This window comes from Paenibacillus sp. FSL H7-0714, assembly GCF_038003765.1.
Taxonomy (GTDB): domain Bacteria; phylum Bacillota; class Bacilli; order Paenibacillales; family Paenibacillaceae; genus Paenibacillus_AQ.
This window is the reverse complement of the sequence record NZ_JBBOPT010000001.1, coordinates 1,550,591-1,573,728: the sequence shown is the minus strand read 5'-3', so window position 1 is coordinate 1,573,728 and position 23,138 is coordinate 1,550,591. Positions and strand designations below refer to the sequence as shown.

Here is a 23,138-nt window from a genome sequence, read left to right as displayed (position 1 = left end):
CTCCTATCCAGAACCGCTCCGCCAGTCAAGCGAGCTAAATGACAGGACTGGCGGGACGACCTTCAGTAATTCCCGTTTAATTTTTCCACAATTCCTTGAACTTGTCGTCCATAGCCTCTGTAACCTGCTCCGGAGTAGTCTTTCGTCCACCAATAATCTCGGCGAATTTAGCTTCCATCTCTTCAGCTACACCCGTTGGCCACATTTGATTCGGGAAGTATACGGACTTTCCATTATTCAGGTATGAATCATTAACTTCTTTGAACAGGTCATGATTCAACGGAACACCTTTATACACGCTGATCGAACTGTTGGCTTCGGTCCAAGCCTTGAACAGATCTGACTGACCATCAAACAGGTAATTCATAACTTCCTTGGCAATGTCCAGATTCTCCGATTTGGCGTTAAGCGCGAAACCAGCAGCAGTGGCAGCAGAGACATAAGTGGGCTGGCCTGAATCGTTAGCAGGCAGAGAGAAGAATCCACGGGTAAAGTCGGCTGCACCTTTGGCTGTCAGTGTTGCATAATCCCAGGTTCCGTCAAACACCATAGCCGCTTTACCATCTACGAACAGTTGAGCCGCTTGAGCACTTCCAAGTCCAAGTGAGTTCTTGACTACATAACCTTTGTCATATAATTCCTTCATTTTGGAGATCGTGGCTACCCACTTTGGATCTGTTAACGATTTTTCTCCCGCTTGAAGCTTGGTATCGAAATCCATTTCATCCGGATAAACCTCATTCGCTGCGATTTGATACATCCCGAACTGGAGGAACCAAGGATCCTTGTCCGCGAGTGAGATTGGAGTAATGCCCGCATCCTTCAGCTTCTGGCAAGCTTCCAGGAATGAGGTCCAATCCTTCGGCATTTCTATGACACCCGCCTGCTTGAACAAATCCTGATTGTAATACACCCCTAGATAATCAAGACCTCCAGCGATCCCATAAGGCTTACCCTCATAAGACATATCATCTTTCGCCCCTTGGCTGATGTTATCCCAAAAGGTTAAATCCGATAGATCAGCCGCATAGCCGGCCTTTGCCATGTCCAGAACACCGAGGGATGCATTTCTTGGGAATACCCAGTAAATATCAGGCCCTTTACCTGAAGCAAGCTTTGTACGAATGGACGTAAAATACTGCTCATCCGGAAGCTTGGAAGTTTCGAGCGTAACGTTAGGGAACTTTTCCTTCACGAGCTTAGGCATAATATCAAGTGCAAAATCCTGTCCGTCCGGGGCTTTAGTGCCAGATACCATCATGGTCAGCGTCACCTTTTTCGCACTGTCTGTTGTTGCTGCCGGAGCATTTGTAGCGCTTCCACTATTTTCAGCGTTACTAGTGTTGCTGTTGTTACCTGAGCCGCAGCCTGCTAGAACAGCAAGTAACAGCGCTATCATTAAAGCTCCTGTCCGTTTTTTAGTACGTAATTTCATAGAATAACCTCCCTGTTTTCATATCACTTCTATTTCCCGGCATCCATTTTTTGTTGGTTGCTGTATTGTTATTTTAATCTTGTAAGCGGTATAATTACTTTTGCATTTAGGGTGCACTATTTTACGAACGGCTTAAATCGGAGGAGAGCGAATGAAATTTTCCAGTATCAAGATGAAACTCTTTCTAGCACTCGTTCTTGTATCTGTCATTCCGATTGTGATCGTCACGTATAACTCCTACCGGAGCTATACTAATCTGGTCAACCAGCAAACCTCTCTCGTTGCCTCCAACACCATCCATAATACCGTTAAAGGCATTGAGGATATTTTCGGAAATATTGAACGCATTTCACTTACCATTCAGCAGCAAACCTCCAGTGCGACCGCATACACTACCGTTAGCGACGAGCTAAAAAAACTGGCCAGCACCAGCGATTCCTATGACATTTTTATAATACAAAACAAGCTGAAGCTGATCTTTGAGAACCTGCTACTGAGCTATGATTATGTTAATGGAATCTATCTTTTTTCTCCTGACGGCAAAAATATCAGCTATGGCAGTACGGCGGAACTGAAGGTGGGATATGTCCCCCTCCGGGATGCGTGGTATCAGAAGACCATTGCCAACAAAGGTCAGCTGTATATCGGCGAGCCCGGTGTAAAGCCTTATATCATTAATTCTGAGCCTTCCCTGGTATTCTCCCGTGCGCTCTATGATATGAAGACTCAGCAGTTCCTTGGTGTGTTTATGCTGGACTGTAGCTTAGATATTTTCAAAGGCTTGAATCAAGACGCTGTCCCAAATATGAGTTATTTTGTACTGGCCAATGACGACGGTAACATTATCTACGACAGTACCGGCCAGAACACGGACTCACGGCTGCCGGAGGACTTAACCCGCAAGACCGAGGCTATGCAGGGTGATGAACTGGAATTTTACAATGAAAATAATTTGACGGTTATTCAGCGACTTCCTGTATATCACTGGACAGTTATCGCCAATATTTCGCTAAGTGAGCTGTACGAGAAATACGGAATTTCCAACAAGCTGATCCTTTATATTTCCCTTACTTGTGCGGTCATTTTCATACTTCTGTCCATCCTGTTATCCAACTGGATTACTAAGCCGATTACCCAGCTCGCTAAAATCATGCGCAAAAACAAATCGCAAAAATTCGTTACAACCGAGATCAAACCTAAGCGGGTTGACGAGATCGGCTTTCTGTATACGGAATACAACAAGATGATGCAGGACATCGACATCTTTGTCAGAGAGAGCTATCAGAATAAAATTCTGACCATGGATTCACAAATGAAAGCGCTTGAAGCCCAGATTAATTCGCATTTTCTGTATAATACACTCGAATCTATCAACAGCATAGCTGAAATTGAAGAGGTTGAAAGCATTGCTGTAATGACCAAAGCGCTGGGAGATATGTTTCGCTACAGTATCAAGACGGATAGTGAGCTGGTATTTGCCCGGGACGAGATTCAGCATGTCGATAACTATATGGCCATCCAGCAGATCCGCTACGGCAGCAAAATCTGTTTTGTAAAAGAGATGGAGGACTCCGTTCTGGAAGCGAAAATTCTCAAGCTGATCCTTCAGCCCTTAGTGGAGAATGCCGTCTATCACGGCTTGGAGAATAAAAGAGGTAACGGCATGCTCTTACTAAAGGGCTATCTGGAGCCTGATACCAAGCGAATTATCTTTGAGATCCAAGATGACGGGATTGGTATCCCAGAAGCACGGCTTAAGGAAATTCAAACACTGCTAGATCAACCACCGGAATTCATGGGGCTTGGTCACCGGAGCAGACAGAGCATCGGGATTAAGAATGTGCACTCTCGCATCGCCCTGTATTACGGCTCAGATTTCGGACTGACCCTATCCAGCGAACCCACGCTGGGAACAACGATCACCCTAACACTCCCCTCTAAATAAAGATAAAAGGAGACTGGATCATGTACAAATTCATAATCGTCGACGATGAGCCTTTGATCCGCCAGGGTCTACTAAAAAAAATCAAGGCAGTGACTAATGAACTGATCTTCAGTGGAGAAGCCGACAATGGTGAGGATGCCTTGGACCTTATCCAAGCGACGGACCCACATCTAATCTTCACCGATATGCGGATGCCCGTGATGGATGGAAAATCCCTGCTTCGTCAGCTGCAAAATGATTATTCCGATAAGAAAATCATCGTCATCAGCGGATTTTCCGATTTTGAATATATGCAAGAAGCGATCTCAGCCAGAGTTGTCCACTATTTACTGAAGCCGTTCAGCAAAGACGAGATCCACCAAGCGATCTCCAAAGCGATAACCGCCATAGAGAGTGAGCAGTCCGCTAAGGCGGAAACTCTGAATATAACCAAAGAAGCGGAGCAGCTAAGCCTACAGGGAGATTTGCAGGCCCTGCTTCAATACATTGCCGGCTTCTACCCGGCTGAGAAGCCGCCAAGCTTCCGATCAGCCCCATTGCTCAATCTGATGACATCCCGAAGAATGATCCTATTGACGCTCTATAATCCAGAAGATCTAGTTGCCCAAGAACCCTATCTGGAGAGGACTAGTATCTTTCTCCCTCATCCTCAGAGCAGGAAACTCGCCTTTTCACTCCTGCTATGTGATGCTTCACTGAGTGATTCTAAGGTGCTGGAACTGGCTTCTTATGAAGCCAAACAGTTGATCGAAGAAACTGGACCACAAGCCTGCATCGGCATAAGTGGCAGAAAAACCGATCTGAAGGAACTGCCGCAGGCACGGCTAGAATCGATGTCCGCATTGAACTGCCGGGCCATCGCCGACCAGGGACAGTTTTTCCACTACCGCCCGGGTAGCTACCAAGCAGGGCCGGAAATGTGGGAAAGTAGCCGGGAACTCATCTTTTTCATCGAATCTGGGAATAGCGATAAGGTGAAAGATCGAATTCACGACTATTTTGACTATTACCGAGGGCAACCCGCAGCAACAATCCATCAGTTGAAAGAGAACTGCCGAGCCATAATCACAGAGGTCAAAACTTTGGTTTCCGTCTATTTTCCTGTAGAGAACGGACAACATACATCATCCAGCCTTGAAGGCGTACTTAATATTTCATTTGATTCGGAAGAAATCCGGGGATATTTCCTGACCGTACTCACTTCGATTGCAGAATTACTAAAGGAACAATCGGTCTATGCCTCTCCCAACGTCATTGATAATGTAAAGGTATATATCCGCAAAAACATCTACTCGTCCCTCACGCTAGAGCATTTATCGAATCTGTTCTACATCAGTCCGAGCTATCTTAGTTACTTGTTTAAGGAGAAGACGGGCGAAAATCTGATTGATTATGTCAACAAAGAGCGAATCGAACGTGCCAAGTTGCTGCTCCGTACCAGTGATGAGAAGATTTATAAGATTGCCAAGAGTCTTGGGATCGATAACGCCAAATATTTTTTCCGCCTATTCAAGAAAATGACCGGGTTCACACCAGAGGAATATCGAAAATTAAGTGAAGCTGAAAAAGAGGGGGCACGCTAATGGATCATATGGAGCTGGATTGTTATCTACGCCGCCTTGATGCAATCGAAGCCAAACAACAGTACACCCGTCGCAACATTAATGAATTTGGTGGCAAAGAATTGATCTTACCTCACGGAGAACGGGTTCCGCGTCTACCGGTACATCATTTTTTTAATCAGGGCGATTATCATATCAGCAAGCACCACCGGTTCGCCGATATGCCGGAGCATACGCATACATTTATCGAACTAAATTATATGTATTCAGGCCGCTGCCGTCAGACTATTGGCGGATCCGTCGTAGAGCTGACTCAAGGCCAGATTTGCTTGTTGGATACGGACGTACCCCATTCAATTTTTACACTTAATGAAGACGATATTTTGATCAATATTTTGATGCGAAAGGAAACACTGAACGCGGCATTTCTGACCCGGCTGGGTTCTGACGGAAGATTAAGTGATTTTCTGATCAACGCCCAATCTCCCGCTGCAGCCCATGACCGTTACCTTGTCTTCCGATCAGATAACAGTCATAACCTTCACCATATTCTCGCCAGCATGATGTGCGAGTACTTTGATCCCCGTGATTTCTCCGCGGACATGATCAACGGTTATATGGTCATCGTGTTTACCGAGCTCATGCGGGTTCTAAACCAGAACACCGCCCCCAGTGGATTACCTACCACTAAACGGGGCGATCTGCTGGAAATCCTACAATATCTGGAACATCATTTTAATAACTGCTCCTTGAAGGATTTGGCCACACGCTTTAATTTCAATCCCAATTATCTGAGCAATCTACTTAAGAAAAGCACAGGCAAAACGTTTGGTGAGTTGGTACAAGAGCATCGTATGGCTTATGCCGCGCTCTTACTCGCTAACAGTGATCGACCGATTGGAGATATAGCCGGAGAATGCGGATATGAAAGCCTAAGCTTTTTCTACAAAAAATTCGCGGAACGATACGAAGTTACTCCGCTTTTGTACCGCAAGCAGAGCCAAACAACCTGAGACACCATTTGCTACGGTGCTCAGGCTGTTCGAGCTGATATCGAATAGGCATCTGCTTATAATTGATATTTGCGGATCAGATACGTTGGCGTACAGCTCCAAGCATGGCAATAACTATTAATTAAATGACTGCCATAGGGAGAAAAGCTCTTGTCGCTTGGATTATACAGCTCCCAGAACGTATCAGCCCCGTCTTTAATCATCTGCCCCCAATACTTCTTGATCTCCGAAATGGCTGTATCCCTTTCGCCCATCTGAATCAGTGCCTCAATAAAATGGTGAACCATATAGGGTGTGGTCATCGGAATGGGAGCGGAATCCTGCTGAAGCCGTAGCAATAGTCTCTTCCCGCGCTCTTCTTCAACGATTCCGGCAAGCACCATCCAGATCTGAGAAGCCCATGAAACCTGCCTAATATCACCACTAACAAAATAGCCTAATTCAGAGTCCCATAAGTGATCCAAAGTGGCCTTCGTAAGTTCTTCAATCGTCTGCCGTAAACGATCCTGTCGTTCATTTCCGAGAAGAACGGCCAGATGCAGCGCGCATTTCAAGTTATAGATTAAGATAGCCTGCGCCGGGGCCTGTTTGTTCAGATCCGGATGCCAGTCAATAAAAGCCCACCAGGTCTCATCGTCGGTCACAATGCCACGCTCGTCCAATCGTTCTAAAGCCAGCTCTATCTGCCGATAAGCAGATGGCCACAGCTCCTCCAGCGTGTTCCGGTCATCTGTAGCCAAGTAATAATCATGAAGTGTAGATACAAAAAAGAGTGAATAATCATAGAGATACGTATCGTCAGGTATGACCTGGGGTTTCATGAACAAGTTAGCCGTGATCCGACCCCGCTCATCCGGATAAGCTGCAAACAAGTACAGGCATCGCTTAACCAGATCATTGCCTGAGAACGTTTCGTAATTGGCCAGCGCCTGAAGCCGCAGGTCACCAAGCCACAGTCTTCGGTCCCGCTTAGGTCCATCTTCGAAGACCTCCTGCATACATTCTTCCAGCGTCTTCACGCTGACTTCATCAATGGCTTGCAGTTCAGGATCTGTGTGGCCCAACGGAGCCTGAAGGGAGCGGTCAGCCGAAGTTTCCGCTGTACAACTAATTTCAGCAAAGGATACTTTATACTTCGGTGACGTATCAAGTACCTTAAGCTTTACATACCGAAAGCTGTATCGACGATCCAGATTTAGTGATGAAGGCAGTATATCCAGATGAACTCGCTCTTCCTGTAACCACGAGCTGCTTAGCCATCCGTCATACTCAGAAAAGGATTCAGCCATCTCCACCGGCATTTCCCCGAGGGTGATCTGCAGATGTAACGGAGCATCCGGGGGACTACCTATTGGAATAATCCGAATCGCCAGCCTTCCCACTAGATGCTCTCCGAAATCTAGAATAACCTCCTCCCCTTTACCAAAAGCAATGGCAGAAAGAGCCTCTGCACCTTGAATCGATTCTGACTGCCAGCCATGCACCGCTAGTTCATTCTTTACAACCCGGATTATCTGCTTCGGTTTACAATCCCGGTAAATAAGCTGAGGTTGAAGCTGCTCTGCCGTTAAAGCGAACACCTCATTTTTATGGATAGTTACCGCTTGCTGGCGCTGCATCGCTTGAGTCATAACCTATCTCCTCCTTCATTGGTCTTGTTCCCCCTCTAGTAAACCTCAATTCCGCTTGCCTGAACATACAGTGAATACAGCTAATCTTACTCTTATTACAGTTCTGCTCAACGGAGTGACGCTAATTTGTCATGATAAAAAAGATGCAGTAAGATCCAGCACAAAAAACAACACAGCTGCCTTAGCAAACCGCTCCAGCCTGCGTATTTTCGTGATATTAACACTTTAATAGAGCGTTTACTAGACCAATTTCCAACTAGTTAGGAAGCACTTTTCATGTTGACTTTTCAACATATAGTTATTAAAATAAACAACGCACACTAAATATAGTATGCATATGATTTTCCAGTATTTATAGCTTATCTATTCAATCTTTACAGTAATATATACAGGGGGAGAGACTCCATGCTAGTCGCATACGATTCAAAAACCGGAAACGTCAAACGCTTCATTGGTAAGCTTAAGCTGCCAGCTGTGCAGATTGAAGAGCATATGACCATTGACGAGCCCTATGTGCTTATTACATATACCACCGGCTTTGGACAGATTCCAGAGAAGGTGTCTACTTTCTTGAAGAACAATTATTCCAATTTGAAAGGCATCGCCGCCAGCGGCAACAAGAACTGGGGCGAGCTGTTCGCGCATAGCGCAGACTTGATTGCAGATCGGTACAATGTACCAGTTATCGGTAAATTTGAGCTATCAGGCACGTTTGGCGATGTAGAACGAATTAAACAGGAGGTGAGCCGAGTTGCGGCATATTGAACTAAACAACATGTTGATGAAAAGAGACGAAAGTGGTTTCTTTCAATTAGATAAAGACCTTGAGGCAGTAGCCGAATTTATGCGGGATGTAGAACGGCGGAGCCTGGTTTTTGCGAATACAAAAGCTAAGGTTGATTATATGATTGAACAGGATTTCTACGAAAATTTTTACGAGCAGTACAGCGTGGCTGAAATTGAGGAAGTTTACCAAATTACCCATGCCTACAACTTCAGCTTTCCATCCTATATGGCAGCTTCGAAGTTCTATACGGATTACGCTGTAAAAAGCAATGACCGCAAGCAATATCTGGAGCATTATCCGGACCGTGTGGCGGCAGTTGCCCTTCACCTAGGACGCGGCAACGCCGCTACTGCCGGTATGCTTGCCCGTTCGATGATGGAGCAGCGTCTGCAGCCAGCGACCCCAACCTTCTTAAACGCCGGCAAGAGCCGTCGCGGTGAGCTTGTCTCCTGCTTCCTTATCGAAATGGACGACTCGCTTAATTCGATCAACTATGTGCTCAATACCTGCATGCAGCTGTCGAAGATCGGCGGTGGTGTGGCTGTCAACCTGTCCAAGCTCCGTTCCCGCGGAGAGACAATCAAGGGTGTCGAGGATGCGGCGAAGGGCATTATACCTGTGCTCAAGCTGATGGAAGACGGCTTCTCCTATGCTGACCAGATGGGTCAACGTAAAGGTTCTGGAGCCGCCTACTACAACATTTTTGGATGGGATGTTCTTGAATTTCTCGACAGTAAGAAGATCAACGCCGACGAAAAAACAAGACTCAAAACCCTGTCCATCGGCCTGATCATTCCGAATCACTTCTATAAGCTGGCGAAGGACAATGAACCGCTCCATGTATTTGCCCCTTACAGTGTGTACAAGGCTTATGGCACGCATCTTGATGACATGGATTTGGATGATATGTACGATAAGCTGCTAGCCGATCCACGTGTCAAAAAGAGAAAGGCCATGAGCGCACGGGATATGCTGACCAAAATTGCCATGATCCAGCTGGAATCTGGCTATCCATATATTATGAACAAGAGCAACGCTAATGCGGCCCATGCCCTGAAAAATGTCGGACAGATCAAAATGTCCAACCTCTGCACAGAAATCTTCCAGCTGCAGGAGACCTCAGAAATTGCTGACTACGGACAGGAAGATACCATCCGCCGTGATGTAAGCTGCAATCTGGCTTCCTTGAACATTGTCAACGTGATGGAGCATGGCAAAATCCGTGAATCGGTACATGAAGGCATGATCGCCTTGACTGCAGTCAGTGATATGACCAGCATCTCTAATGCCCCAGGCGTAGCCAAAGCTAACAAAGAGATGCACTCCGTCGGTCTCGGCGTCATGAATCTGCACGGCTATCTGGCCAAGAACAAGATCGCTTATGAGAGCGAACAGGCTCGCGATTTTGCCCGGACCTTCTTCATGACCATGAACTACCATTCACTGGAGAAAAGCATGGAGATCGCTGCTGCAACCGGCCGGTCTTTCCATGGTTTTGAGGCTTCTGATTATGCTACAGGAGCTTATTTTGAGCGTTACCTGACTACGGATTACCGCCCTGTAACGCCAAGGGTACAAGAGCTGTTCGGAGATATTTTCATCCCATCCCCTGCGGACTGGGAACAACTGCGGGATGCAGTAAAAGCAAATGGCCTGTACCATGCTTACCGTTTGGCCATTGCGCCGACAGCCAGCATTTCCTATATTCAAAATGCTACTTCAAGCGTTATGCCTATTGTAGAGCAGATTGAGACACGGACTTATGCTAATTCAACGACTTACTATCCGATGCCGTACCTGCGTCCAGACAATGTATTTTTCTATAAATCGGCTTACCAAATGGATCAGTTCAAGGTGATCGATTTGATCGCGGAAATTCAGCCCCATATCGACCAGGGCATCTCGACCGTTCTGCATGTTAACAGTGATGTTTCCACCAGAGAACTGGCCCGCTCCTACCTGTATGCGGCGCATAAAGGCTTGAAGTCGCTGTATTACACCCGGACCAAAAAGCTGTCCGTCGAGGAATGCCTCACCTGCTCGATCTAACTGGAAGGCTATAGCCGCAGAAAAGGAGATTGCCATATTATGACCGCTATCCAAGCCGTTAACTGGAACCGTCCCGACGACGATTTCTCATTGATGTTCTGGAATCAGAACATTATGCAATTCTGGACGGACGATGAAATTCCATTATCCGATGATAAAATGTCCTGGCTCACGCTCAGTGAGCAAGAAAAGGACTCCTATATGAAGGTACTCGGCGGACTCACACTGCTGGATACGATTCAAGGCGGAGTAGGTATGCCGCAGATTATGGAGCATGTCGAAGGTCTTCAGCGCAAGGCTGTGCTTGGCTTTATGGGCATGATGGAACAGATTCACGCCAAATCGTACAGTAGCATTTTCACCACTTTGTCCTCCACAGAGGAGATTGACAGTGTGTTCCGCTGGGTTGAAGAGAACCCTTATCTGCAGTTCAAGGCAGAGACCATATCACAATATTACAAAAAAATAGATTCACCCAAAGATCTGTACCTTGCCATGGCAGCCTCAGTGCTGCTCGAGAGCTACTTGTTCTACAGTGGCTTCTTCTACCCGCTTTATCTAGCTGGCCAAGGCAAAATGACATGCAGCGGTGAGATCATCGACCTTATTCTGCGGGATGAGAGCATCCATGGCGTATATGTCGGTGTGCTGGCGCAGGAGATCTTTGACGGGCTACCAGATGACGAGCAGCGTGAGCTACACCAGAAGCTGGTAGACCTCCTTAGACTGCTACATGAGAATGAAGAACGTTATACCGAGCAGATCTACGCTCCCATCGGACTGGTGGACGAGGTCAAGACCTTCCTTAGATACAATGTTAACAAAGCCATGATGAATCTGGGGCATGATCCGCTATTCGACGAGGAAGAGATCAACCCGATTGTTCAGAATGGCATCAGTACCCACACCAAGCAGCATGATTTCTTCTCGAAAAAAGGTAACGGATACGTCCGGGCGCTTAACGTGGAGCCGCTGAAAGATGAAGATTTTCAATTTTAAATATAGATAAAGCAAAAAAGTGCGGAGAAAATTCTCCGCACTTTTTGCTAACTGTAAGATTAGATTATTGCAAGCTTTTCAGGTATGTTCTAGCTTCTTCGTAGGTATCGTAAGCATCTGCAAAATCTCTACCAAAAATACGTTTCAATTGCATCTTCCAAATTGGGTTTTTAGTTACATAAGCCCATCCTGCTTGACCAGCTTCACTCGCCATCGCACCAGTAGGGGCTAGCATAGCTGCAACCTCAGGAGTAAGTACACTTTTAGAATCAGTTACATCAGTTGTTCCTGTAAATTTAGGTTTAACAAGCTTCATGATATTTTCAAAATCTTTCAGGTATCCTGGAACATCTTCAGCTGAAAAATCAATAGATACTACATCGATATGGTTCTCATTTTGGTTGTACTTAATTGTGTATGACATAATTATTTTTCCTCCAAGTTTTAACGTTATTTTTTAATAATAGAGATGAAATGTATGTAACTTCACAGACAAAAAATACCCGCCCCAGGCTTTTTCAGGGCGACGACATCTACTTCCTGTATCGTTTTTATAACAACACCCTTTCTAGAATATTAACTAATACATATTACCTATATTATTATCGACAAATTTCTTTTTTTATTTATATTAAAATACAAATTTCTACAAATTCCAACATATCCATGGTCATATTTTCCTTAATTCATTCATTTTTGTGTATCTGCTGTCTCTTGCAACCATTCAATTTGCCAACATACGAAGAATCTGTTTTTTTAGACAACTAAAAAAGGCTCTGCGTGCGACTTCCGATTCCAATCCAGTCATCCTTCAGGTTTTTGGAATCAGAATACGCCGCAAAGCCTTTAATACTATATATTAGTTGTTATATAAGTAAATCAATCCGTGATTACTTTGTTGCGGAATAGCCCCCGTCAATCACATGTGCTGTACCTGTAATAAACGAAGCCTCATCACTTAGTAGGAAGCATGCAAACGCAGCTACTTCCTCAGGCGTACCGTATCTACCCAGAGCCGTTCCAGAAGCGATAAGAGATTGAAGCATCTCTACATCATCAGACAACAGCTTTTCATATCTGTTCATGGTTGGTGTAGGGATAGGTCCTGGGCAAAGGGCATTTACTCTAATGTTACGGTGACCCACTTCTTTGGCAACTGATTTAGTCATCCCCACAATAGCATGTTTACTTGCTGAATAAGCTGCATCATTGGCCATCCCGATAAAAATACCATGCAAAGAGGAGCAGTTTAGAACGGAAGCTCCAGATTTCATATGAGGTAATGTATAATGCAACATGTAGAATTGGCTAGTGAGATTTGTCTGAATCACTTTTTGAAACAACAACGGATCATAGTCTATAACATCCGTATTGTCTCCTGTAATTGCTGAGTTATTATATAGGCAATCAATTTTTCCATAAGCTGCTAATGTTTGATCTACGATATTTTTGCAGTCTGCTTCGAGAGAAACATCTGACCGAACAAACATCGCTTCCCCACCTAGAGCCTTAATTTCCTCAACTGTGTTAGCGCCGGCATCTGAACGATTGGCAACTACTACAATACCGCCCTCTCTTGCTACTCTTAAGGCTGTAGCTTTTCCGATTCCGGTACCTGCACCTGTAATAATAACTACTTTGTTCTCAAATCTGTTGCTACTCATATGCGCACCACTTTCTTATGTCTTTTTCAGGAGGAGGATTCGAACCTCATAGACCCTAATATCGCCTGATGCAATATGGATTGGAACATTTTTGCAGAAAAATCGACAAAATTATCCTCTATATGACAACTTTATTGTATTTAATTGTATATAGCAATGAATATTTTAATCTACTTTTGCAACAATTGAGAATTTGGTTTTGATCGTCATAAAAAAAACACCCCTTAGAATTTCATCAGATAAACCAGAAGTTTTATCCGATGCTTATTCTAAGGGGTTTGATAATTTGTAAATCCGTCGTTGTTAATGAAACCATACTCCAAATAAATTATTTATTGGCTTATAGATAAGAATAATCAGAAACAAAGGACTCGGGATGTTCAATTTTAACAACGCACATACGGTCGCGCCAAGTCCCAAAATCCAAAATATAAAATATACGCTAAGATCACGTACTCGGCGCTTTCGCACTAATTTAGGCAAATCAAGTGCCATACAACCTACAGCAAGCACCAAAAAAAACAATAACACCATTCGACTCACTCCTTGATTTTTTCAAGAAAAGAATTATCTGTGAGACCTACGCGATTAATAACTACTGAGGCACTATAATGGATGGGCAATGATTTGAGGTAATCGTCGCCTTTTTTTTGCTGTAGCTTTGTCCAGGCTTTAGGACTGGCATGGTAGATCGATTGTCCAAATCCCATAATATCAACATTGAAGCGATTAGTTACTTGCTCCACAGTGTTTTGCATCCGCTCTATAATCCGTTCCTCTGTTTCCTTTTCCAAACGTTTTATGGTGCTTTCCGATTCCAAATTTTCTGTACTTTGCACTTCTTCAATGTTGCAAAGCGTCTTAACGTCAAGGTAAATATGCGGCTCCCCATCAATAATTTTCACTTTGCGTTTGGTTGAAGCCTGGATCGCTTCGATAACAATAGGCTTTCCATCTTCCCCTGCTATCGAGCCAGAATGTGAGGTTACCTTATCGTTGATATAATTGTAACCAATCGTTTCACCCTCATTTAGCCAACCGATCAGTTTGTCTTTTCTGAACACAGCTACAGTATGGTATTCCAATCTCGCCTTAGGCATTGTTCGCTCTACATTGCTTTTATCTCCTCCCTCTTTGGGATCTCCCATAACTTCCACTCCGGTCAGTACAGGATGTTCACCTTCAGCCAATAAATTTTCAATAAAATCATCCAGCGTGACAGCGACTGTTTTTGCTGAATCTTTATAAGAATTATCTAGGGAACTAAATAATTTGTTCGCTGGTAATTTATCCATAGGTGTAAGGACATTCAAGACATCGCTGGCGGTTGTATCTCTGGCAACCATAACGTAGAAATCCATTCGAGCTTCCCGACTTCTTTTAAATACGTCCAGTATCTCGCCCACTCCGGAGCGGGCAAGTTCCTCCCCAATAACCAACACCCGGATATGACCAAGATAACTCGTCCTGGAACTATCCAGATTCAACTTACGTTGTGCATCATAAAACGTAGGTACCGTAAATTTATAAACAACCACTGGAACTCCAGTGCCTCCCCCTCCTCCAGACGATTGTGAGGAAATCGCAGATGGAATAACGACCTGCATCGAAACTGTATAACCCGTTTCAGCCTTGTCGATCCCTAACCCCAGGACAAAGGCTACCTCATTCAGCTCCTTTCTCTCCCAACAGCCACTTAGCACTAACGTAAATTGGAGAGCTATCATCAATTGGAGAACGCCTCTAACTAATTTTTTATTCATTGCGTTGATTCCTCATCACTAGAAGTACTTTGACGAAATAGGTTCTGCGTCTTGTTCTCAGCAGGCCTTGTTTTTAAAAAAGGCCACGGAAAGCGAAAGATAGAGTCTTTTAAGTCTTTTGAATTATAAGGTCCGAGCGGACTCATATAAGGCATTCCGAAAGAACGCAAACTCGACAAATGCAGTACGATGATAAAAATACCGAATAGAATTCCATATAATCCGATAAATCCGGCCAAAGCTATAAGCACAAAACGGATCATCCGCGCAGCTATAGACATTCCTGTCTCCGGAATAACAAAGCTAGAAATGGCTGTAAGCGATACAATAATGACCATTGCAGATGAAATAAAACCCGCTGCAACTGCTGCTTGCCCTATCACCAACGTTCCGACAATGGAAATCGCCTGTCCAATATTTTTGGGTATCCGCACCCCGGCCTCCCGCAAAATCTCATAAGTCATTTCCATGATCAGCGCCTCGACAAAAGCAGGAAAAGGAACACTCTCCCGCTGGGCAGCTAAACTAATTACAAGATTGGTCGGTATCATCTCCTGATGATACGTAGTTATCGCAACATACAATGAAGGTGCAAGCAAAGTAATAAAAAATGAAATAAAACGAACTAATCTCAGCAATGTACCAATATCAGCCCTTTGGTAATAATCCTCAGCAGACTGAAAAAATGCCACAAAAAATGTGGGTACCAAAAGTACAAAAGGAGTTCCATCAACAATAATGGCCACTTTTCCTTCCAAAATGCCTGCTGCAATCGTATCTGGACGATCACTGTTGTATACGGTAGGAAATGGTGTAAATACCGTCTCTTGAATAAATTCTTCAATATATCCACTCTCGAGAATACTGTCCGTATCAATTTTATTCAGACGGCGTTTTACTTCTTGCACCAACTCCTTATTCGCGATGTTGCTTAGATACATAATGGATACGCTGGTTTGAGTTACCCTTCCGATCTGAACGGTTTCCAGCCATAAATGGCTATCTTTTATTTTCCGCCGAACCAGTGCCGTATTCGTCCGTAAATTCTCAGTGAATCCTTCCATTGGACCTCGAACAACCGATTGGGAACTGGGCTCACCTACATTGCGATCTTCCCAGCCTGGTAAGCCGATCCGGAGAGCGGTGGATGTCCCATCGAGCAGCAGCATTACACTACCGGACAGCAATTCGTGTACAAATTGGCTGTAATCAACGATAACGGTTAGATCACCGGCTATTAATATCTGTTTCTTAATAATCTCAATCTTCTGCTCGGGCTCAAGCTTTCCCAGCTGTTCATAAGGAATATGTTCCTGCAAAGAATACAAAATTGAATTATGCAGTACCTGAGTATCCACAAGACCATCTATGTAAATCAAAGAAATATTAGTATTTTCTTCTATCTGCAACTCTTTTATCACTACATCAGAACTTCCGCCCAGCAATCCGTTCAACTGATCAATATTGGTTTTCAATCGGTTTGATAGTGTACCCGTCTCCGAACTTTTCACGATGTAGCCTCCACTTCACTTAGATTAATGAGTATAGTTTGATGTTAATTTTGATAATTATTCCTTTCTGATTAAAATTCGTGAATGGCATAATTCTGGTAACTACAACCATACTAAAACTAGTCCAATAAATTTGAGGGGGTATATGAGTTTGGAGAAAGATCGAATTAGTACCAATCAAATGATTATACTCGGGCTATTCACATTTATTGGGGATATGGCGCTTGTGTATCCAGCGTTAATGATATCAGGAGCGAAACAAGATGCATGGATTGCTGCTTTGATTAGTATCCCCTTGGGCCTAGCGACCATAAAACTGTTGCTCTGCTTAGCAGACATTGAACCAAACAAGAATATTATCGAGCTTAGCCTACAAATCCTAGGAAAATGGGCCGGAACGGCTGTAGCCTTGTTCTATTTAGTGTTCTTCCTGATTGCCGCTTCCACTTACATAAGAGAAATTGAAGATTTCATGTGTACACAGATTTACGAGAAGACACCCGGTGGGGTTATCCGTTTTATGGCCATTTTCCTGCTGGTATATGGTGTACGACTGGGTCTGGAAACATTGGGACGGGCAGCTCAGCTTTTTTTCCCTCTGTTTGCAGTTTTTTTGATCGGTCTGCTGCTTCTGCTGACTCCCGATGTCAAAATGGAACGTTTATACCCCATTATGAACACACCAGTACCGGACATGCTCCATACTTTGATGTATGGTGTTTTTTATCCTTTTGGTGAATTATGCGTGTTTCTTATGGTATATCCATATGCTCAGAAGAATAGCAAAACAAGCCGGGATATTTTCATAGCCTTGATCATCGGAGCTCTCGGACTTAACCTCATCTTATTTTTTTCCCTTACCGTTCTTGGTGTTTACGCTTCTGAACATCAATTTTATGCCGCTTATATTCTTGCTCAAAAAATTAATATTGCTAATTCTCTGCAACGTATTGAAGCGCTTATGGCTACTGCATGGATTATCAGCACATACTTCAAAACAGCCATTTATTATTATGCTTTAACATTAGGTACAGCCCAATTATTTAAACTCAAAAGCCACCGTCCTCTGATCCTACCCACTGGATTTTTGTTATTTGGTATGTCACAACTGATTGCCAAAGACATCATTTTTTATGTAAAGGAAATCCCCACCTACTGGGTAGATTGGGATTTCACCTGTGCATTTGTTCTGCCGCTTATGTTGCTAATTGTGTATTATTTAAAAAAACGTTTTGCTGCCAAGGTTTAAACGACTTCTCTCCTAAAAATAAAAAAAGGACAGCTATTAAGCTGTCCTTTTGTTCATGAATTTCTTACATTCAGTAGCTTTATTCCTTCTTATCCAAAGTAATCGACGATGGTGTTACATCACGAATTGGCTCTTGAGCCACTTCAAAAGTTGATCCGCAACTCGGACAAAAGCGAGCCTCGATTGCCACATTGCCACCGCATGCTTTACACTGCTTCACATCGGACAACCCCGCAATTTGCTGCAGATTGACCTCAATCTCCGATTTCAGTTCAAGAATACGGGAAATATTCTTCTCGATCTGCTCACTCGGCAATGGTCCTGCTCCTTGTGTTACAGCTTCAAACAACAGTTTACCCATTACCTGATACTGCTGGTCAATGTCATTCTGCTTGCTGTTGTTCTGTAATTTCAAACGGTTGATCTCCACCACTGTCTTTGCTTTATTGCCAGCCTCGCTCACGCCTGCCTTTACCTTGTTAAAAAAGCTCATATTCAGCCCCCTATTCCGTAGTAGTCATATATAAGCATATTTCGACACCACCACAAGTATTCCTCTCTTTATTGTACCTAACTTCAACCGCGATTTGTAGTTCATCCACAATCATGAACTTATTTCCCCCGCCTTCCTGCGGGAACGAACCTCGACTCAGGTCTGGTATATAAAACCGCCTTCAGGCCGTTTTGCCGCATTTAAAAAGGCTATACAATGAGTACATAAGCAAGCGGGTTGCAAGATTTAAACACAATCCCCCCCATTAGAGAGGATGACAATAATAAATGAAAAAATTATATCGTTCCAGAAGTGACCAGAAGATTAGTGGTGTATGCGGAGGTCTTGCCAGTTGGTCAGGCATCGATGCCACAATTCTCCGTCTCGTAACTGTTGCCGCAGCACTTTTCAGCTTCGGTACCGTACTTATCTTTTACTTTATCGCCAGCATCATCGTCCCTAAAGAACCTTTTGGCAGCTTTTCGGATGGACATGATTTCTATTAACAGATCGTCATTTAGTACCAATCAAACATACTAAGGAGAGATATAACATGAGTTTATTCAAAAGAATTTCCACCCTTACTAAAGCTGCCCTACACGAAGGTCTGAACAAATTAGAAAACCCAGTGCTACTGACGGGTCAGTATCTACGCGATCTTGAGAACGAAATAGCTACGGCAGAACGCAATGAACGTGATTTAAAAGTTACAGCGAGTGTATTGGAACGCCGTAAGCAAGAATATACTCAGCTGATAGATCAAAGCGAAGCTGAAGCTGTTCAGGCGGTTGAGCAAGGAAATGAAGAAAGAGCACGCCTTGCACTCATGGCCAAGCTGCGGTATACAGAACAGCTGGATGAGAGTATCAATAGTCAGGCACAAACTCAGCAATCCCTGGCAGAGCTGGAGATCAACATCGCTAGAGCTAAAGAAGAGCGCGAACACCTTAAAGCGAAAAGAACTGAACTTATCGCTCGTGCTCAGCAAGCTACAGAAACACTAAGCTCAGCTCCTCATAGTAACAGTGTAAAAGGACCGAATGTGGGTACCGCTTCACGTGGCTTCGAACGAATGGAAGAGAAAATTTTCGAGTGGGAAGCTCTGGCGGAAAACTCCAAGTATAAATCCAACTCAGGTGCAGGCGTAGCTTCGTCCATTGATCCCACCCTTCGTAGTGCTGTTGATGATGAAATTGAACGTATCCGCAACCGGAAAATCAATACCGACAAAAAATAAATATAAAAACAGGTCCCTTATTTCTCAGCTACTGAGCTATATAAGGGGCTTGTTTTTTCTATTCCTCTTCATCCCGCGAATCATTTTTTTCGATTCCGGATCTACTCGGTAAGACTCTGTGATTTTCTGCAAAGCCTTGTTATAGGTGAAATCATCTAAAGTGTTAGTTCTCAAATAATCTATCGTAGCCGCAGGCAGCTTCACATAACACATCGATAGCGCCCAAGAAACCGCCATTTTCACATAATACCCCTCATGTCTAACCTTATCGAGTAGTTGTAGAATCCGACTGATGTACGCTTCTTCAATAAAGAAATTAAGCATCATTACAACCGCAAATCGAATCTCATATTCTTTGTCAGATAACAGATACGGCACTATAAAGTCCCACATCTGCTCTTTATTCTTCAAGGTAAACTTCAGCCCTGTGCAAAAGCTATCACATACCGACCAGTTATCGATTTTAGGAATAAAGTCCGCAATATAATGCAGAATTTCTTCAGGATCTGCCTTCACATAACCAAGTACCATACCTTGCAGCATTACCTCTTCAAAAAAATCAGAGTCGGCGTGCTCCAAATAGGCTCTCCAGTCACCCTTTGCAATGGTTTTGGCCAGTTTACGCAGCTCCGGTAGCCTGACTCCTATCACATTATCGATCGTCGGAAGTAAAGCCGCAGAAAACTTCTGGTAATCCGCATCTGCCAACTCCACTAGCTGTTCCTTTATTGTTTTGTCCACTATAGTGCTCCCTACGTATTAATTATTGAAATGAAATCTCCCATAAATATATGGAAGCTACCGAACCGTGTGGTGAGTACTTGAGACGGTATTGTTCGAATTGCTTTTTGGTAAGCGTATCAAGCCCATACAGCTTCATCATGCCGCGACGAATGGCGATATCCCCCCAACTAACTACATCTGGGCGCTCCATACAATTGATTAGCATCATCTCTGCTGTCCACATACCGATGCCTTTTAACTTCATGAGTCTTTGAATAACCTCTTGATCGGACAATCCATATAATTCCTCCAGCTTAAACTCCCCATCAGCAATCAGCTTGGAAATGTCATGAATGCAAACTGCCTTTTTCATCGTCATGCCGCAACCCTGAATCTCATCCGCTGTGTGTATAGCTAGCTGCTGCGGAGTTATTTCTTCGAACTGAGCCTGCATTCTTGTCCAGATAGTTCGAACTGCTTTGACTGATATTAGCTGACCTACTATGGCATAGATAAGCGCGGTGAAAAGATCCGGAATAATCACACGTTCCACTTTCCCCATTCGCGCCATCGCCGCACCTAGCACTGGGTCCACACTTCCGAGGTAATCGATTTCTGCTTGCCCATATTCAAAAAATTTAGTGATTACAGCTCCCAAAGTATTTCCTCCCGTATCTGAGCTTAACAATAATATACAACATCTATTTTGCAGTGTACGGATTCTTGAATAGGATAGCAAGATAACGAAACTTGAAAAAGCCACAACATTTCTACTCGGGTAGATGGTTATGGCGGGAATTCATATTTTTACTCAACTACTATATGTAACTTGTACTAGATTGTATTTATCATTTTACTACTTTAATATGAATGTATATATGATAGATGAGGAGCTTTACGAATGGACTTTATAGCAATTGACTTTGAAACGGCGAATTCCAGTCGATCCAGCGCCTGTGCTTTGGGACTTGTGGAAGTTAAAGATGGCGTAATCACAGCAGAACATTCTTGGCTGATCGATCCGCAACAGCGGTTTGACGGCATGAACATTTCGATACATGGCATCACCCCCTCCATGGTAATCGGTCAGCCTACTTTCCACGAATTATGGCCCACCGTTGAACCTTTGCTGCACGGACGAATTGTTGTAGCGCACAATGCCGCTTTTGATATGAGTGTACTGCGGTATTGCCTCGATGGGATGTCCATAAGCTATCCGAGCTTTCAATACTTATGTACTTATTTATTAGGCAAAAAAATGCTGCCCGAGCTTCCCTCTCATAAGCTTAATGTAGTATCCGAGCATTTCGGCATTGAGCTGAAGCACCATGACGCTCTCGATGACGCGCGCGCAGCTGCCTTGGTTCTATTAATGCTTATGGAGCGAGAATCACATCTTGACCCGCTTTTGCTCTCCAGCAGCCAAGGATATACTAGCGGAACAATGTTTGCTGGTGGGTACACTCCTTTTTCTGCTCGAAAGAGTAAACCTGCTAAGAAACCTGTGAACAATCAAAGAACGAAAAACTTCTATTTGTAAGAAACTATTAAGTTATTTAGCAAAAAACACCCAACAGGCTCATTACAGCTGGTTGGGTGTTTTGCATAGATGGGGGAATATAGCATACAAGTCGATTCATTCACTACGAAGAAATCTAACCTTGCTGGTCATTATAGGGAATAGCTCCCTGTAATTCTAAATTTACGCCCTATACGACAGAGTTATAGGGAATTTATCCCTATAATTCATAAGGTTCGGGTGTAAATGAAGCATTTCATAAAAATTTTAAGGAGAAATTCCGTATAATGACTTCGAATAGACCCTTATCGTGCTAATTATAGGGAAGAATTCCGTATATTTTATCAGCGATCAGTGAACATCCTATCGGTTCATCCAGATCACCAACCAAGATCAACACAACACACTAGATCTTCATCCGATAAACTGCTTTATTCTCCAGTCCTCTGATGAATGGCGTCCATTCTTCCGTTTCTGGTGTGGTATCCAGCGCATCCTCGACCATCTGCAGCTTCGCATCCATCGCGTCAATATGATGCAGCGCTACGGCCTCAGCCGTTTGCGGCTGAACAGGACTGCCCCATTCGCCCAGGTTATGGTGTGATAATACGAGATGCTGTAACGCCAGAACCTTCTCCGAATTCAAATCAATGTCTAAGCGGATGGCCGCTTCTGTAATCCAGTTAGATGCCATCGAGATATGACCAATCAACTTACCCTGAACGCTATATTCTGAGACAATTCCGAGCTGAGAGATCATCTCCTCCGGCTTCGCGATATCATGCAGAATAATTCCAGCCTTCATTAAATCTGGATTCAGGAACGGACGCTGCTTGCACAGAAAATCCCCGATCTCCAGCATGCGAACCATATGATAAGCAAGTCCGGCAAAATAAGCATGGTGATGCGTTTTGGCAGCCGGATAATGCATCAATTTCTCTTCCACTTTGCTTACACAAAAGGAGACAATCGAGGCAATCTCCGGATCTGTGATGCTTGCCATAACCCCTTTAATCGTATGAATAAGGTCTACTGGACGAATAGGAGCGGAGCGAATAAAATCCGTTAGCGCAACGCCATCCTCATCGTTCACCAATCTGATTTTGGTTACTTTGATTTGCAATTTCTCACGATAAGTGTGCGCAATCCCACGAACCTTCACCAGTGCCATAGGAAAAAAAGTTTCTTTATCGGTTGTGCTGGCATCCCAATATTTCGCGGACAATTGTCCACTGGAATCCCCCAAGACTAGGTCGAAATAATCCTTTGGAGGAGTACCGTTCGTTTGTTTGATCGCTAGCTCTCTTAAGAGATAAAAGCCAACAAATTCATCCTGTGGAGCGAGCTGTTTAATTTGTGTCATGTTGAAGCCTCCTATTAATAACAGGCTTTGTACCTGCTCTCTATATTAAACTTTAGACACTCACGTCCAAAATCCCTTTAAATCACTATACGATCTATTTTCATTTTTATGTACAGGTAGATAAAGGAGGTTACTCCACAGGCCATAATATGGCTCTAGAATAACCCCCTTTATAGATTAACTATTGATTGAAAA

21 protein-coding genes are annotated in these 23,138 nt (G+C 43.8%); 10 read left to right on the top strand and 11 right to left on the bottom strand.

All coding sequences use genetic code 11. The annotated features are described in order from the left end of the window. Positions 1–76: 76 nt before the first annotated feature. Positions 77–1,435 carry an ABC transporter substrate-binding protein gene (locus NST34_RS07005; protein ID WP_341127447.1) on the bottom strand — a complete coding sequence of 453 codons (1,359 nt, stop codon included), beginning with the start codon at positions 1,433–1,435 and terminating at the stop codon, positions 77–79. A gap of 151 nt (positions 1,436–1,586) precedes the next feature. On the opposite strand from NST34_RS07005, the gene NST34_RS07000 reads away from it, so the two are divergent. Genes NST34_RS07000 through NST34_RS06990 form a run of 3 tightly spaced genes read left to right on the top strand, consistent with a single transcriptional unit; the run spans position 1,587 to position 5,955 of the window. Next, positions 1,587–3,380, top strand: a complete 1,794-nt coding sequence (locus tag NST34_RS07000; RefSeq protein WP_341127446.1) for a sensor histidine kinase — start codon at positions 1,587–1,589, stop codon at positions 3,378–3,380. 20 nt (positions 3,381–3,400) lie between these two features. After that, the gene (locus NST34_RS06995; protein WP_341127445.1) at positions 3,401–4,963 is read left to right on the top strand and encodes a response regulator; all 1,563 of its coding nucleotides are present in this window, start codon (positions 3,401–3,403) and stop codon (positions 4,961–4,963) included. Next, positions 4,963–5,955 carry an AraC family transcriptional regulator gene (locus tag NST34_RS06990; protein ID WP_341061416.1) on the top strand — a complete coding sequence of 331 codons (993 nt, stop codon included), beginning with the start codon at positions 4,963–4,965 and terminating at the stop codon, positions 5,953–5,955. The genes NST34_RS06995 and NST34_RS06990 overlap by 1 nt, the downstream gene beginning before the upstream one ends. 56 nt (positions 5,956–6,011) lie before the next feature. Here the strand turns inward: NST34_RS06990 and NST34_RS06985 are convergent, their stop codons facing one another. Further along, positions 6,012–7,586 (bottom strand): alpha-L-rhamnosidase-related protein, encoded by a 1,575-nt coding sequence (locus NST34_RS06985; RefSeq protein WP_341061415.1) that lies wholly within the window; start codon positions 7,584–7,586, stop codon positions 6,012–6,014. Between the two features lie 405 nt (positions 7,587–7,991). Between NST34_RS06985 and nrdI the strand changes: the two genes are divergently transcribed. The 3 genes from nrdI to nrdF are packed head-to-tail and all read left to right on the top strand — an operon-like array spanning position 7,992 to position 11,421. After that, positions 7,992–8,351: a class Ib ribonucleoside-diphosphate reductase assembly flavoprotein NrdI gene (nrdI, locus tag NST34_RS06980; protein ID WP_042185827.1), complete on the top strand. Its 360-nt coding sequence runs from the start codon at positions 7,992–7,994 to the stop codon at positions 8,349–8,351. Continuing rightward, entirely contained in the window at positions 8,338–10,422 is a 2,085-nt protein-coding gene (gene nrdE / locus NST34_RS06975) for a class 1b ribonucleoside-diphosphate reductase subunit alpha (RefSeq protein ID WP_341127444.1), read from the top strand. Before nrdI ends, nrdE begins: the two co-directional genes overlap by 14 nt. Positions 10,423–10,461: 39 nt before the next feature. After that, a complete protein-coding gene (gene nrdF, locus NST34_RS06970; protein WP_341127443.1) occupies positions 10,462–11,421 on the top strand; it encodes a class 1b ribonucleoside-diphosphate reductase subunit beta in 960 nt (319 codons plus the stop codon). A 64-nt stretch (positions 11,422–11,485) separates the two neighbouring features. Here the strand turns inward: nrdF and NST34_RS06965 are convergent, their stop codons facing one another. The 5 genes from NST34_RS06965 to NST34_RS06945 all read right to left on the bottom strand — a co-directional run bounded on the left by NST34_RS06965 (position 11,486) and on the right by NST34_RS06945 (position 16,359). Next, positions 11,486–11,845 carry a hypothetical protein gene (locus NST34_RS06965; protein WP_042185820.1) on the bottom strand — a complete coding sequence of 120 codons (360 nt, stop codon included), beginning with the start codon at positions 11,843–11,845 and terminating at the stop codon, positions 11,486–11,488. A 466-nt stretch (positions 11,846–12,311) separates the two neighbouring features. Beyond that, complete coding sequence (locus tag NST34_RS06960; protein ID WP_042185818.1) at positions 12,312–13,085, bottom strand: SDR family NAD(P)-dependent oxidoreductase; 774 nt, start codon at positions 13,083–13,085, stop codon at positions 12,312–12,314. A 303-nt stretch (positions 13,086–13,388) separates the two neighbouring features. After that, positions 13,389–13,619 carry a hypothetical protein gene (locus NST34_RS06955; protein WP_042185817.1) on the bottom strand — a complete coding sequence of 77 codons (231 nt, stop codon included), beginning with the start codon at positions 13,617–13,619 and terminating at the stop codon, positions 13,389–13,391. A gap of 5 nt (positions 13,620–13,624) precedes the next feature. Next, positions 13,625–14,848 (bottom strand): Ger(x)C family spore germination protein, encoded by a 1,224-nt coding sequence (locus tag NST34_RS06950; RefSeq protein ID WP_076286295.1) that lies wholly within the window; start codon positions 14,846–14,848, stop codon positions 13,625–13,627. Beyond that, positions 14,845–16,359, bottom strand: coding sequence for a spore germination protein (locus tag NST34_RS06945; protein ID WP_042185813.1), 1,515 nt, complete (start codon positions 16,357–16,359; stop codon positions 14,845–14,847). Before NST34_RS06945 ends, NST34_RS06950 begins: the two co-directional genes overlap by 4 nt. A 145-nt stretch (positions 16,360–16,504) precedes the next feature. Here NST34_RS06945 and NST34_RS06940 point away from each other — a divergent pair, with 145 nt between their 5' ends. Beyond that, positions 16,505–17,608 carry a GerAB/ArcD/ProY family transporter gene (locus NST34_RS06940; protein WP_341127442.1) on the top strand — a complete coding sequence of 368 codons (1,104 nt, stop codon included), beginning with the start codon at positions 16,505–16,507 and terminating at the stop codon, positions 17,606–17,608. Positions 17,609–17,687: 79 nt separating this feature from the next. Here the strand turns inward: NST34_RS06940 and NST34_RS06935 are convergent, their stop codons facing one another. Then, positions 17,688–18,101 (bottom strand): zinc ribbon domain-containing protein, encoded by a 414-nt coding sequence (locus tag NST34_RS06935; protein WP_076286297.1) that lies wholly within the window; start codon positions 18,099–18,101, stop codon positions 17,688–17,690. A 287-nt stretch (positions 18,102–18,388) separates the two neighbouring features. Here NST34_RS06935 and NST34_RS06930 point away from each other — a divergent pair, with 287 nt between their 5' ends. Both NST34_RS06930 and NST34_RS06925 read left to right on the top strand, forming a co-directional pair. Then, the gene (locus tag NST34_RS06930) at positions 18,389–18,607 is read left to right on the top strand and encodes a PspC domain-containing protein (protein ID WP_042185808.1); all 219 of its coding nucleotides are present in this window, start codon (positions 18,389–18,391) and stop codon (positions 18,605–18,607) included. A gap of 47 nt (positions 18,608–18,654) precedes the next feature. Beyond that, positions 18,655–19,338: a PspA/IM30 family protein gene (locus NST34_RS06925; RefSeq protein WP_341127441.1), complete on the top strand. Its 684-nt coding sequence runs from the start codon at positions 18,655–18,657 to the stop codon at positions 19,336–19,338. A gap of 36 nt (positions 19,339–19,374) precedes the next feature. On the opposite strand, the gene NST34_RS06920 is transcribed toward NST34_RS06925, so the two are convergent. Then, positions 19,375–20,079 carry a DNA alkylation repair protein gene (locus NST34_RS06920; RefSeq protein ID WP_076286299.1) on the bottom strand — a complete coding sequence of 235 codons (705 nt, stop codon included), beginning with the start codon at positions 20,077–20,079 and terminating at the stop codon, positions 19,375–19,377. Between the two features lie 22 nt (positions 20,080–20,101). Beyond that, on the bottom strand, positions 20,102–20,719 hold the full coding sequence (locus NST34_RS06915; protein WP_341127440.1) for a DNA-3-methyladenine glycosylase family protein: 618 nt from the start codon (positions 20,717–20,719) through the stop codon (positions 20,102–20,104). A gap of 243 nt (positions 20,720–20,962) precedes the next feature. Here NST34_RS06915 and NST34_RS06910 point away from each other — a divergent pair, with 243 nt between their 5' ends. Continuing rightward, complete coding sequence (locus tag NST34_RS06910; RefSeq protein ID WP_076286301.1) at positions 20,963–21,601, top strand: 3'-5' exonuclease; 639 nt, start codon at positions 20,963–20,965, stop codon at positions 21,599–21,601. A gap of 385 nt (positions 21,602–21,986) precedes the next feature. Here the strand turns inward: NST34_RS06910 and NST34_RS06905 are convergent, their stop codons facing one another. Then, positions 21,987–22,943: a 3'-5' exoribonuclease YhaM family protein gene (locus NST34_RS06905; protein WP_042185798.1), complete on the bottom strand. Its 957-nt coding sequence runs from the start codon at positions 22,941–22,943 to the stop codon at positions 21,987–21,989. Positions 22,944–23,138: the final 195 nt, after the last annotated feature.

What these genes read in the sequence shown, in the direction of transcription:
- NST34_RS06995 (WP_341127445.1), top strand. Translation starts at nt 3,401, where the DNA reads ATGTACAAATTCATAATCGTCGACGATGAGCCTTTGATCCGCCAGGGT.
- NST34_RS06940 (WP_341127442.1), top strand. Translation starts at nt 16,505, where the DNA reads ATGAGTTTGGAGAAAGATCGAATTAGTACCAATCAAATGATTATACTC.
- NST34_RS06910 (WP_076286301.1), top strand. Translation starts at nt 20,963, where the DNA reads ATGGACTTTATAGCAATTGACTTTGAAACGGCGAATTCCAGTCGATCC.
- NST34_RS06985 (WP_341061415.1), bottom strand. Translation starts at nt 7,586, where the DNA reads ATGACTCAAGCGATGCAGCGCCAGCAAGCGGTAACTATCCATAAAAAT.
- NST34_RS06925 (WP_341127441.1), top strand. Translation starts at nt 18,655, where the DNA reads ATGAGTTTATTCAAAAGAATTTCCACCCTTACTAAAGCTGCCCTACAC.
- NST34_RS06960 (WP_042185818.1), bottom strand. Translation starts at nt 13,085, where the DNA reads ATGAGTAGCAACAGATTTGAGAACAAAGTAGTTATTATTACAGGTGCA.
- nrdF (WP_341127443.1), top strand. Translation starts at nt 10,462, where the DNA reads ATGACCGCTATCCAAGCCGTTAACTGGAACCGTCCCGACGACGATTTC.
- NST34_RS06935 (WP_076286297.1), bottom strand. Translation starts at nt 18,101, where the DNA reads ATGAGCTTTTTTAACAAGGTAAAGGCAGGCGTGAGCGAGGCTGGCAAT.
- NST34_RS06965 (WP_042185820.1), bottom strand. Translation starts at nt 11,845, where the DNA reads ATGTCATACACAATTAAGTACAACCAAAATGAGAACCATATCGATGTA.
- NST34_RS07000 (WP_341127446.1), top strand. Translation starts at nt 1,587, where the DNA reads ATGAAATTTTCCAGTATCAAGATGAAACTCTTTCTAGCACTCGTTCTT.
- NST34_RS06930 (WP_042185808.1), top strand. Translation starts at nt 18,389, where the DNA reads ATGAAAAAATTATATCGTTCCAGAAGTGACCAGAAGATTAGTGGTGTA.
- NST34_RS07005 (WP_341127447.1), bottom strand. Translation starts at nt 1,435, where the DNA reads ATGAAATTACGTACTAAAAAACGGACAGGAGCTTTAATGATAGCGCTG.
- NST34_RS06990 (WP_341061416.1), top strand. Translation starts at nt 4,963, where the DNA reads ATGGATCATATGGAGCTGGATTGTTATCTACGCCGCCTTGATGCAATC.
- NST34_RS06905 (WP_042185798.1), bottom strand. Translation starts at nt 22,943, where the DNA reads ATGACACAAATTAAACAGCTCGCTCCACAGGATGAATTTGTTGGCTTT.
- nrdI (WP_042185827.1), top strand. Translation starts at nt 7,992, where the DNA reads ATGCTAGTCGCATACGATTCAAAAACCGGAAACGTCAAACGCTTCATT.
- NST34_RS06955 (WP_042185817.1), bottom strand. Translation starts at nt 13,619, where the DNA reads ATGGTGTTATTGTTTTTTTTGGTGCTTGCTGTAGGTTGTATGGCACTT.
- NST34_RS06950 (WP_076286295.1), bottom strand. Translation starts at nt 14,848, where the DNA reads ATGAATAAAAAATTAGTTAGAGGCGTTCTCCAATTGATGATAGCTCTC.